This window comes from Mesorhizobium sp. M7A.F.Ca.CA.004.04.2.1 (assembly GCF_004022825.1).
Classification (GTDB): Bacteria; Pseudomonadota; Alphaproteobacteria; order Rhizobiales; family Rhizobiaceae; genus Mesorhizobium.
Genome location: NZ_RZPH01001567.1, coordinates 1 through 804, shown reverse-complemented (window position 1 = coordinate 804; position 804 = coordinate 1). Strand labels below are relative to the sequence as shown.

The following is an 804-nucleotide window of genomic DNA, read 5'->3' as shown; positions in this document are numbered from 1 at the left end:
GCCCGGCCGCTTCCTGATGCCTGGCGATCTCGAAGGCTCGCCGGCACTGACCTTCGCGCCCCTGGCCGGGATCGGCGACAGGCGTCCGCGCCCGGGGTCGCTGCACGCCATGATGGACAGGCGCTATGAGGCCTACAAGACGCATGTCGTCAAACCCTTCTTTCGCGAACACATCACCCGCCTCGATCGCCAGATCGTGCTGATCGACGCCATGCAGGCGCTGAACGCCGGCCCCGGCGCCATGGCCGACCTGGAACGCGCGGTGACCGAGATCCTCAGCTGTTTCCGACCTGGCCGGGGCAGCTTCCTCACCGATCTGTTTTCGCGGCGCATCGACCGCATCCTGGTTGCCGCGACCAAGGCCGACCATCTGCACCACGAAAGCCATGACCGCCTGCAGGCGATCGTGCGGCGGCTTGCCGACCGAGCCGTGGCACGGGCGAATTTCACCGGCGCCGATGTCGACGTGGTCGCCATGGCGGCGGTGCGCGCGACGCGCGAAGGCACCGTCAAGCAAGGCCGGGAGACGTTGCCAGTCATTATCGGCACGCCGATCGCCGGCGAGAGGATCAACGGTGAAACTTTCGATGGAAAAACTGAAACAGCCATATTTCCTGGTGACTTACCGGAGAAAATTGATGCAGTTTTTGATCTTTCGGGAGCCGATCACAAGCAGGATGCCGCGGACCCTGCAATCCGCTTCGTCCGTTTCCGTCCGCCAAAGCTAGAACGAACGGCTGAAGGTATCACCCTGTCGCTGCCGCATATCAGGCTCGACCGTGCCTTGCAGTTCCTGATCGGAGA

The 804-nt window shown here is 63.4% G+C and carries 1 protein-coding gene; it reads left to right on the top strand.

What is annotated here, in order from left to right; translation table 11 throughout:
* Window positions 1-804 (top strand): YcjX family protein (locus EN893_RS36175; protein WP_164901503.1); only part of this gene is annotated, 804 nt, incomplete at both ends.